Consider the following 12005-nt stretch of genomic DNA (forward strand, 5'->3'; position numbering starts at 1 on the left):
CCTTTTGTCCCTCTTCCTGCTCTCACTCTGGCCAACGCTCAACTGTCCAGTTCAGCCCAGTTCGGCTTATTAACGATCGACTACCCTGGCTATATCACGTGCACAGCGGCAGGAAGTCGCAGTGGATCACCGTCTCCAATTAACGGCCAGTCGCGAGGAGCGGGTTCATCAGGCGCGAATAAAGCTCAGGATCATGAGTCGAGGCGATATCACATGGCTCTGGGCCCGCGCTGCCCGATCGTGTCCCATGGCGTGGTGTAGCTGACGGCAGGTCACCGCCGATTTTCCGGCGGGTCGGAAGGCATCAGCCTGCCACGGCGGGCAAGCGGACGATGGGATCATCGCTCAACGGCGCGATGGTTTCCAGCGTCATGTAGCGGGCCCGCTGAACCGCCCACTCGTCGTTCCGCTCGAGCAGGATCGCGCCGACCAGGCGAACGATGGCGTCTTCATTTGGGAAGATGCCAACCACCTCGGTCCGCCGCTTGATCTCGCCGTTGAGGCGTTCGATCGGATTGGTCGAATGCAGCTTGGCACGGTGCTGAGGCGGGAAGCTCATATAGGCGAGCACGTCTGGCTCGGCCTCATCCATGAAGGCGGCGAGCTTTGGCAGTTTGGGACGGAGCTGGTCGGCGACCTTGCGCCACTGAGCCCTGGCCGCTTCGGCATCGTCCTGGGCAAAGGCGGTGGCGATGAAGGCGGAGACGACGCGTCTTCCGCTCTTGCCGGCATGGGCCAGGACGTTGCGCATGAAGTGGACGCGGCAGCGCTGCCAGGCGGTGTTGAGCACCTTGCTGACGGCGGCCTTGATGCCCTCATGCGCATCGGAGATCACGAGCTTGACGCCACGAAGCCCGCGCCGAGCGAGCTTGCGCAAGAACGCGGTCCAGAACGTCTCGGCCTCCGAGGGACCGATGTCCATGCCGAGAACTTCACGCCGGCCGTCGCTATTGACGCCGACCGCGATGATCACCGCGACCGAGACGATCCGGCCATTCTGGCGCACCTTCACGTAGGTGGCGTCGATCCACAGATACAGCCAGTCGATCGGGCGGGCGAGGAAGGCCTTCACCTTGTCGTCGATCTCGGCACACAGTCGGCTCACCTGGCTCTTGTAGATGCCAGTCATGCCCATGGCCTGGACCAGATCATCGACGGATCGGGTCGAGACGCCCTGCACATAGGCTTCCTGCACCACCGCGGTGAGCGCCTTTTCGGCCATCCGACGCGGCTCCAGGAAGCCCGGGAAGTAGCTTCCTTTGCGCAGCTTGGGAATGCGCAGTTCGACCGCGCCGGCGCGCGTCTCCCAGGTCCGGTCACGGTAGCCGTTACGCTGGGCAAGGCGCTCGGCATTCTTCTCGCCGTAGGCCGCTCCGGTCAGCCCGGCGACCTCCAGCTCCATCAATCGCTGGGCGGCAAAGCCAATCATCTCGCGAAGCAGATCGGCGTCTGGGGCCTTCTCCACGAGCGCGCGAAGGTTCATCATCTCGTCGGTCATCGGTGGTTCCTCGAATCAGGTTGGTGTCAGCAACCCGACCCTACCGGCGAACTGCCGGTGACCACCGCAAAGCCGTCCGCCCGCTACGGCGCTATCTGAGGGCGCGCGTGCGGACGGCTTCGCTCTACCGAGCTACACCATCACTGGGGACACGACCCGCTGCCCCGTTTTCCGAGGTGCAGCCAACGCCATCGACTCCGATCGGTTCGATGCGACAGCATCGGGTCTGCGAACTAACGCGCGTCACCGGTAACTACCGCATAAGAGTGCTGTCAATTGTCACTACCAGATCTGGGTGTTTGGGGAAGCAGTACTTGCATCGTAAGGTTACGGAGAGGGTCCGATGCACATATGCGTGTTCCCATCAAGCTTCGAGACGCGCAATGCAATGGAAAACATGAACCTCAGCTCCCAATCCTTTGCTGACGCATGCGCGCGACAGCCGACCGTCACCGATCAAAAACTCACCAAATTTAGAGCACTGGTCCCGAGACGTTCAGGTTTCCAGATGAGACGATTCATGAAGCCAATAGCGCGGGTCGCAGCAGCAATAAAGCGCGCTCGGGCACTCTCCGATCTCGACCGGTGCTGCGCAATATGGTGGCTCTATCGCCTCCATTTCGGCATCAACCGCGACGTGATGTTGGGCCTTGCCGCGGTCACGATCGCCCACGAGAGATCCCGCTGCGGCATTTAGGCCTCGTGACATGGCCACCTTTCATGCGAGCGCTGGCACTGCCCCTCCAAACCTGCCATCAGGTTGCGCGTTGGCTGGCGGACAAAAAATCTCAGCCTAACGTCAAACATCTCAAGTCTCCCCCAGCCCACTAAGGTCGCAATCACATCTAGTACCGGCGGACTGCCTGGGGGGCACAAATGGCGCCTGGAAATACGGTGAGCAGACCGCACAAGCCGAACTAGTGCTCGCCGTTCGCCGCGTCAGCAGGCTGAGATTTGTTGCGTGTATGATGCTGCTCATGCAGTCCAGCATCGTTGAATTGACCGGCCCGAATAACTGAGCGGAGAGCGCTAAAATCGGACCGTTTGATTTGTAAAGTCTGCCAATCGGTAGCAGGGACGCGACGCTCGCATTTCACCAGATGATCTTAAGCGAAAAGGAATATGCCGCGCCCGAGACCGCAAAGGCCGTGGAAAGTGGTCGAGTAGCTCATCAAGCAAGTCTGGCGAGCGCATTGCGATGGATTAATCCTCACGCAAGAGGCCGCCCGTGGGCAGGCTGCGTCTCTGTCGATCGAAGTCTCCGTGAGCCATACGTCCCTGCGGACGGCCAGCCGTTCAACCGCGCGCCGCCCGGGAAATATGCCCTCGGCACCTATCCACAGCGGTTTGTGCTCGCCCCCGGGACGCTACGCGATGATACGACACCTCAGTTTCCAGCTCGCGTTATCCATAGTCACATATCAATCTTCCGGAGCTATTCGGATTTAGGTGACGAGGTGAACGGGCGCTTTGCCGGTGCCAGCACTTGGATGACGTCAAGGCCGTGCTTGGGACTGCTGCTGCGAGCTTCGATAACTCGTTGTAATGTTAAGGCGCCGCCGGGGTCCTTGTTGCGGCGATCACCGGCTTGAACACCATCGGTCTTGCGGTGGTTACGTAAGAAGCCTTTCGTCCGTACAAGCTGTATCGCCGGGGTGGCCAACGCGCTCTCGGTGGGTTGGTGGTGCCGGCTCAAGTGCGGGGAAATCGGACAACTACGCTAATCACAAGCCGTAACGTGCCTGTGGACGCGTTGATTGCGGGTGCCATGCAGACGATGGCAGGTCCACTACAAGAGGAGGTAGGTGCCAAAGTGGACGCGGGGTCCTAGCGTCCTCCTGTTCCTCTGCCGATCATCGAGCCAGAAGCGAACATCGAGAAGATCATACGGACAAAACCTTACGATGTGCGGAATCAGGGTGGCTGCGCATGCACACCTCGATGACGAGCTCCGGCGTTCCGATTTGGGCGCCGAAGAAGGCGACGAATGGTGGGGCACGTGCCTACGGAAAATCAATCAGGCAAGAAGCAGTCTATGGAACGTCAACTGGTCGACGCGGTCACGGCGATCAATCGGCTTGCAGGTTCGGATCCGGAGAGAGTTGCGCTGAGGCACGGCGCAGACGAACTCACATATGAGGCGCTACGATCAAGATCAGATGCCCTTGCAAGGACCTTACGAGAGCAGGGTGCTCGCGGCGCGGTTGTTGGCTATTGGGGAGGGCGGGACCTCGGCTGGGCGACGGCGGTCATCGCAATTTTGAAAGCTGGATCAACGTACCTACCTCTCGATCCATCGCTGCCGGCTTCCCGTACATCATTCATGATCGAGCAGAGCCGCTGCGCTTTGTTGATGGGCCGAGACCGGCCGGATCTCAGCCTATTCCAGAAGAGCAGCAAAGCAGCTCCTCAATTCGTAGCTATAGAGGCGGCACTGCGCCGGGTGCAGACCTCGTCTGTTGTGCCATCCCCGAACGTGGATGGACATGCCTATATTCTGTTTACGTCTGGTTCGACGGGCCAGCCTAAGGGTGCAATGATCGAGCGCGACGGCCTAAACAATCATTTGGCGGCAAAGATCGATGCCCTAAGTCTCACTCGGACGGATTGCGTCGCGCAAACGGCATCGCACTGCTTTGACATCTCGCTTTGGCAGCTTCTTTCTGGGCTTTGCGTCGGAGCCTCTACATCAATCTTCGATGATGCGACACTGAGATCGCCCTCATCGCTCCTTCAAGCAATTCAACGATGCGGCGCTACGGTCGTCCAATTCGTTCCGTCGATACTGGCAGTGTTTGTTGAATATCTGCAATCGCTTGCCGCGGCAGAGCGAGCCATGGACGGCTTGCGGATTATTTCTACGGTCGGAGAACCTCTAACGCCCGGATTGGCGCGTGCGTGGCTTGCCTTGTATCCCCGCGTTTCCATTCTCAATCACTACGGACCGACCGAGTGCGCCGACGGCGTGACGCATCATCTGGTTTCTGTGCCGCCTGCGCCGGCTGAGCCTTATGTGCCGATCGGCAGGCCAATTCAAAACGTTGAGGTTTATGTAGCGGACGGACCACGGCTCTGCAATGTAGGAGAAGTCGGCGAAATCTGTGTTAGCGGCGTCGGTGTCGCTGCCGGTTACGTCAATGACCATGTCCGCACCAAGGATGCGTTTGGGCCAAACCCGTTCTCAAACGACCTGTCCTTACGGCGCCTATACCGGACAGGTGATCTTGGGCGCGTTCGTTCCGACGGGCTTCTGGAATGTCTCGGTCGACGGGATCGTCAGGTCAAAATTCGCGGGCACAGAATCGAGCTGGGAGAAATCGAAGCTCGTTTGTCCGCTCATCCCTTGGTTCATGGCGCCGTCGCAGTCGCCTCTGTCTGCGCAGGTGTAAAGCTTACGGCGCGAGATATAGCTGGGTCGGAGGCGCAAACCGAATCGCGGCGGTTGGTTGCGTATGTGTCGGCTCCAGCTGAACTGGCGGAAAGCGACCTTCAGAATTTTCTTGCTGAGGCACTCCCCAGCTACATGCTTCCGGAAAGAATCATCCACGTCAGTGGTATTCCACTGACCAGGAACGGAAAGGTCGACTTTGCAGCATTGCCTGACCCGGGGAGTGTTCGGCCGTTATTGTCAACGCCCTTCATGGAGCCGCAATCAGACCTCGAAGTCCGGCTACGTCAAATCTGGTCCGGCATTTTGCGTATCGAGAACATAGGTGTGAATGACCAATTCATAAGCCTTGGCGGCGACTCGCTCCGCGCAATGCTTATATTGGGACAGTTGCAGACCTTGCTAGGAGTGAGAGCGGACTTCAGACTGGTCCTGAATGGCACAATTCGATCTCTTGCCGCTTCGATCGAGGGTCGCACTGAGCTCAATCCATGCACAGCGTTGACATGCCGAAAGCTAAACCGATCACCTCTGACGCACCTCCAGGAGCACCTTTGGTTTTTGGCGCAGCGCGATCCATCTGCCAGGAACTACATCATTCAAGGCGGGCTGCGCATTAAGGGAAACATCAATTTAGCTCGGTTCAATCGCGCCTGGACCGAGGTCATTCATTCCCACCAGGCACTTTCGGCGCGCTTTATCGACAAAGACGGTCCGGTTCAATGCTTTGATGCTCCGCCATGCACCAATTTTGAATTGATCGATGCATCTCATCTCACCTCCTCCGAGGCTGAGGAGCTCATCGCCCAGTTTCGGCGAACGGAGCTGAAAGACAATTTCGATCTCGGACAGGGCCACTTGTTTCGCGCGCGCATGGTCCGGCTTGGTCCTGACAATCATCTCATATTGATCACCGCTCACGAAATCATCCTCGATGCCTGGTCGATTTCTGTTCTGCTCAGAGATCTTCGGCAGAGATATTTAGATCCCGTGGCGCCTTGGCCAGAGAACCGTGCGTCACTCTCGGGCTACGCGGCGTGGGAAAAACAACACGTTTCTCCAGAGGCGCTGGAGAACCAACGTCACTATTGGCGTCGTCAGATTGGTGATGATCCGCCGGTACTTTCACTTGGAAAGGCGCGCCCGCAAACAAATTCATACCGCGGCGGCTCGCATCCAGTGCTGCTTGGCAGCGATCTCTCCAGTCGCGTAAGAGAATTCGCGCGCCGAAATGGCTGCACCACCTCGACAACACTGCTGGCGTGCTTCCAGCTGCTGCTACGAATGTATAGCGGTCAGGACGATATTGTCGTCGGCATGCCGCACGCTGTACGGGATCAACCTGGCAGCGTCGACATCATTGGCTTTTTCCTGAATATGCTACCGATCCGTGCCGCGATCGATGCGGGTCAGTCCTTTGCTGCTCATGTCAGGCGCATCCAGGACCTGGTCAGCGATGCCATCGCAAATTCGGCCTATCCATTCGGATGGATGGTCAGGGATACAAGGTTATGTCGCGAACCGGGTCGATCACCGATCTTCCAGGTCATGTTCAACATGTACTCCGAAGCCGCCGAACCCGTTGGTCGGGACGAGTTGGCTTTGACATTCCGCGAGTATGACACCGGATATGTCAAATTCGACTTAACACTGTACGCGCAAGATCACGGCGACGAGATTGCGCTCCAGCTCGCGTATGCGGAAGACATAATCTCGAGTGATCTGGCTGTCCGCATGGCCAACAATCTGCGGTGTCTGATTGCCGCCTGCGTTGATAAAGCGCTTGGGCCCATTGAGGAACTGAGCTGCCTTAGCGCCTCAGACCTCACTATACTGGATTCGCTGGATGGGTCGATCCAGCGATATGAATCCGAATGTCCGCTTGTTGAAACCTTCGAGCAGATCAGCGTCTCTAATTGCGGCAAAGTAGCATATTTTGGCGAGTTCGGGGAGGTCACGTTTGGTCAGCTGCGTGAGCGCGTAGCAGCTATCCGCTCGTTACTGCGGGAGATGAAGGTGGGGGCTGGCGATCTGGTCGCCATGCTTGTTGACAGGTCGCCGGACGTTGCCGCTGTCATGCTTGCGGCGCGGGGCTTGGATGCTGTTGTTGTGCCGATAGCGCCGGATTATCCGCGTGATCGGATCCAACATATCCTGCGAGATAGTCAGGCAAAGCTCTTGGTTCACGCGAATGTCACGGAGCCAGACTTTGAGATGCCTTCGATTTGTCTGCTGACCTTAGAATCGTGCAGTGTCTCGAGGGATGATTTCGCGCCCAGCGCCACACCGTCAGATCACCGAATTGCGAACCTCATATACACGTCCTCCTCAACAGGCCGGGCAAAGGGGGTTCTTATACCGGAAGCGGCATTTCTCAACCGGCTGAACTGGATGTGGCGGTGCTTTCCCTTCGATGGCACCGACGTCATGGTTGTCCAGAAGTCCGCTTCCCTTGTTGCGTCCGCTTGGGAGTATTTTGGCGGGCTTCTGAGAGGTGTGCCCACGCTGATCCTCACCCAAGGGCAGGTGCTAGATCCGGATCTGTTGTTGTGCAGTTTGGCAAAACATCGCGTGACACGCTTTTTTGCCTCTCCGCCAGTCCTGTCCGGTCTCATTGGGTCCCAGAAACGGCAACCGCAAAGGACCGCCTTGAGATTGGTCACAAGCAGCGCCGAACCGATGCCTTCCTCGTTGCCCGCCGGTTGGCGTGCGTCTTTTCCGGGCGTGCCGTTGTGGAACTTCTATGGTGCGACGGAATGTGCGTCCAATGCAGCCGTGCACGAAACGTCGGATGCCGATGACAACTCGACGCTTGTGCCGGTGGGGCGGCCAATCGACAACGTCAAACTCTACGTGCTCGATTCACGATTGAAGAGAGTGCCTGTTGGGGCCCCCGGCGAACTGTGCATCGCGGGCCGCTGTCTGAGCGCTGGGTATTGGCAGGATCAAGATCGGACTGACCGCTGTTTCGTACCGAATCCGTATGATGGCGGACAATATAACGTGCTTTATCGAAGTGGGGACATCGCACGCATCTCAACCAGCGGCCTTCTCGAGATTTGCGGCCGAACGGACAACCAGATCAAGGTGAGGGGCTTTCGCATCGAGCCGGAGGAGGTCGAATTTGCCCTTGAGTCTCATCCGGCAATCGCAAAGGCCGCGGTCTTCGCAGAAGGCATCGATGATGATCGCCGCTTGACTGCGAGCGTGGTGCCCGCACGCGAGAATCTAAGCTCTGGAGAGATTCTCGCCCACCTGCGCAACAGATTGCCATCTCCCATGGTTCCCACAGCCTTCAGGTTGGTTGACGGTGTTCCCCTGACGACAAGCGGAAAGATAGACCGTGCTCGCCTATCCTCCGTTCCTTATCGCGAGATAAAAACTAGTCCATCTGCTGAGCCCCGCACCAGGAACGAGCGAGTTATTGCTCGGATCTGGGAGGATCTATTAGGCGTCAAGGGCGTGGGAATCGACAGCAGTTTCTTTGATATCGGCGGCGATTCGCTTCTGAGCGTACGTTGCGTCACGCTGGCGCGCAAAGCCGGGCTGAATCTCACCGTCAACCAACTTTATCGAACACCGACCATCAGGGAGTTGGCGGCCGGGGAAGCGGAGGCGGCACCCCACAACATCGCTTCCGCGGACGGCTTACTGCCTGTGCCCCCCGTAATATCGTTTTGGAATTCTCTTGTCGGCTTTGACGAGCATTTTAACATCGGCGATCTGTTCTTCTTGCGCGGCGGCATCCTGAACATCCAGACCCTGGACCGCGCTCTCGCCCATGTCATCGAGAGGCACGAAGGCCTCAGGCTCCGCGTTGCCCGAACCCAAGACGGACTACGGCTGGGGATTGGGTCTTGTCCGGCCGAGCGCATCTTGGAGGAGATCGATCTCGTCCCGATGACCGGCCCAGACCAGCGCAAGACAATCGAGAGCGTCTCGGCAAGACGTCAACACATGTTTCGGTTTGATGGCCACACGCCTCTTGTTCACGTCGTGGCCTTCCGTACTTCGGAAAGCGGCGATTACTATCTGCTGGTGTTGATACATCATTTCGTAGCGGATGGGATGGGCTATCGGCTATTTCTGGAAGCATTGGACGGCGCATACCACGCTCTTGCTGCAGGCCACGATGTGAATGGTCCCGAGACCGTACAAAGACTCTCTCCCTGGTTGAAGCGCCTCGAGCACTACGCAAACAGCGAAGCACCAGACGAACTCAAACACTGGGAGGACATCGAATACGACCAATTCAACTTGCGTGTCAGCGACGCGTCATCGCGCGGCACGAGTGTTGCCGAAGGAAGCCCGAGAGAGCTTCACGATGCAAGTGTCGGAGGTCGTCGGGAGGCTGCGAACGGCCGTTCGCTTTGGGTAGATCAGGCCAAGTACCATCTTGAGATCGACGGGGAAGCAACAGCGGCTCTCCTCAGTATTGGAGCCAGATCAGCGCATTGTCAGGACTTTGATGTGTTTCTTGCCGCCCTGTCCGGTGCGTTTGGCGCCCTGTTCGGAAACTATTCGCTCTGGATTGATAGCCTGACCTCGACACGAGGTCGGCTGTTCGACGATTTTGATTCATCTCAGATCATTGGCCTTGTCAGCGAGCTGGTTCCGCTTCCCTTGAAAGTCACCGGAAGGGAGTCGCGTTCCGACCGTGCTCGTTTAATATACCGGCAGCGCAATGCGCTGCCGCGTGGGGGAATAGGCTTTCGGGCCTTGAAATTCCTAAACCGAGATCCCGCCGTGCGGTGTCGGCTCGATCGCCTGCCAGTGCCCAGAATTGGGGTGAATTATCGCGCCGGTTTGCAGCGTCATTTCCCACGCCGTTTTCTGGACACAGACCCGTATCCACTCGGGATCGGCGAACACATGCATCAAGCGGCGGCGATCCATCTCTTTTGGTTCGAGGTCGGATATAAATCGGGCCGTCTACAGATTGACACCACGTATGATCCGAGCATGGTCGATTATGAGGTGACCCGCCATCTTTGCACGGTCCTGCAACAGGAGCTGTTGCAGACAATCAATGAAATTCGGAAGATCTCGGGACACCTTCATTCATGAATGAGCCCGATGCGGAATTCGCCGCCGAGGCCGATCACGATGTGATGCCGAACAAGAACGCGCGCATCGATCTATCAGACCCCGGTCTGTTCAGACTTATCTTACGGCTCGCCATTCCGTCTGTTGTTGGCCTGTCGATCAATGCGTTGCAGCAGGTTGTCAACGCAATCTTTGTTGGCGCACTCGGCGCGCAGGCGATCGCAGCTGTCAGCATGACCTTGCCGATCGTGGTCCTGCTCGCGGCGGTCGGACAGGGGATAGGTGTTGGAGCAGCGTCGTTCATATCTCGTCATCTTGGTGCTGGTGAGCACCTGGAGGCGAGTCGAGGCGCCAGTACCGCTCTCGCGCTGGCCGCGCCAATCGGCATCACCGTCACAGTCGCTCTGTTTCTAAACATGCGAGAGATCTTCCTAGTGCTCGGCGCAACTCCAACCATCATGCCCCTGGCGCTCGACTACGCGACCACACTTTTGTTCGGATGCACCTTGATGCTTATGAACATCGTCAACGGCTTCATCGTCCGAGCCGAAGGCAACACACGATTCAGCATGTGGACGATGATGACCGCCTTCATCCTGAACGCTGTGCTTGATCCGGTGCTCATATCCGTGCTGGACCTTGGGGTGCGAGGCGCCGCTATTGCAACGCTTGTGTCTCAGACTGCGGCTATTAGCCTCTATATCGCGTATTTTACTAAGCGAGACGGAATGGTCCTCGTCAGGATATCTCACATCTCGTTGCGAGCGGATCGCATCAAACAGATCGCTTTCGTGGGGGCGCCAGCGACCATGACCAGCATCTTATCTGCTATTGCCGTTATGCTCTTGTACGCAGCAGCTGCGCCCTTCGGCGAAGAGTCCATCGCCGCCGTGGGAATAGCCGTACGACTCTTAACGATTGGCGCACTGCTTATCAGCGGTTTCTGTATGGGTTCTCAAGCTATCCTGGGTTTTGGCTGGGGCGCACGCGATTTTTCTCGTGTACTGAGGGCTGCAAAGGTCATGCTCTCTATCACGGTTGCGCTTTCCTTTGCGTATTCCGCGACCGTTATGGTTTTTGTCCGTCCTTTAGTCAGGCTGTTCAGCGATAGCGATAGCGTCAGGGAAATTGCCGTTTCTGCTTGCACCGTCTTCCATCTCTTTTTTGGACTGTATGGTATTGAGACTGTCGTCACGGCGATGCTTCAATCGCTCGGGAGAGCGCGTCTCAGCGCGGTTGTGTGTTTCGCGAGGCACTATCTCTTCATTTCGGCTGTACTGTTGTTTCCGGTGATATCGGGTTTCAATGGACTGCTGGCTAGTCAAGCAATCGCAGAGTTGGGTGCCGGAATGATCGCGCTGCTCGTCATGTTGCGCCAGTTCGCTGAGCTCAGGCGAGGAGGACCAGCACATTCAGCCAGGAAGCGAGAGCGCTCCTTGACTTGATCAGGCATCATCCCGACCAAATGATACATTCCTGGCGGGCGAAACAGCCAGCCGTCATCCGTTCCGGGCTGTGTGGTTGCCGAAGCCGTTACCCTCGTAGGCGAGGACGAAGTGGTTGGTTCCTTGGGATGATTAAGGGAAGAGTTCTGCGGCCAGAAGATTCGCGTTATGTGCGGTCATTGCGGGAGGTGTGAAGCCGTGCTGTGGGAGAAATTCTCGCTGCTGCGGGTAGAGGGGGCGCTGTCATAGGAGACGGATCTTAGAACATAAATCAGGATACGGGGATCGTTTCCTTGACGCGACCGCATTCCTGCAACAAGGCTTTGACCTGCTCGGCATGACATGGCGGAAGGAGTGGAGGGCCGGCGAATGATCTTTGCTCGATTCACGCAGCTGCTGCTCGTAGGTTTGCGGCTTGATCCTTGGAGCTAGTTGATATTCCTTCGCTAGCTCGTCCGCGTAGGCAGCCCGTGTAAAATGTGGCATCCATAAGCGTTTCAAATGCGGCCGCGACCCCCGATCCAGGCGCGCGTACCGGCCATGAGCTTACCGACATAAATGAGCCATGATCACCGAATGCGCCAGCGTCGGCGAGAAGCGGGAGAAGGTATCGACCATCGTGAGCAAA

4 protein-coding genes are annotated in these 12005 nt (G+C 57.6%); 3 read left to right on the forward strand and 1 reads right to left on the reverse strand.

Going from position 1 to position 12005, the window contains the following annotated elements:
- Positions 1-304 precede the first annotated feature (304 nt).
- Positions 305-1498 (reverse strand): IS256 family transposase, encoded by a 1194-nt coding sequence (locus tag XI09_RS09710; protein ID WP_271566638.1) that lies wholly within the window; start codon positions 1496-1498, stop codon positions 305-307.
- Positions 1499-1841: 343 nt separating this feature from the next.
- Here XI09_RS09710 and XI09_RS09715 point away from each other — a divergent pair, with 343 nt between their 5' ends.
- The 3 genes from XI09_RS09715 (at position 1842) to XI09_RS09725 (ending at position 11377) form a co-directional block, all read left to right on the forward strand.
- The gene (locus tag XI09_RS09715; protein WP_271566639.1) at positions 1842-2195 is read left to right on the forward strand and encodes a hypothetical protein; all 354 of its coding nucleotides are present in this window, start codon (positions 1842-1844) and stop codon (positions 2193-2195) included.
- Positions 2196-3533: 1338 nt separating this feature from the next.
- Positions 3534-9953, forward strand: a complete 6420-nt coding sequence (locus tag XI09_RS09720; protein ID WP_271566640.1) for a non-ribosomal peptide synthetase — start codon at positions 3534-3536, stop codon at positions 9951-9953.
- Positions 9950-11377, forward strand: a complete 1428-nt coding sequence (locus XI09_RS09725; RefSeq protein ID WP_271566641.1) for an MATE family efflux transporter — start codon at positions 9950-9952, stop codon at positions 11375-11377. Before XI09_RS09720 ends, XI09_RS09725 begins: the two co-directional genes overlap by 4 nt.
- Positions 11378-12005 lie beyond the last annotated feature (628 nt).

The organism is Bradyrhizobium sp. CCBAU 11386 (assembly GCF_028128955.1).
Lineage (GTDB): Bacteria > Pseudomonadota > Alphaproteobacteria > Rhizobiales > Xanthobacteraceae > Bradyrhizobium.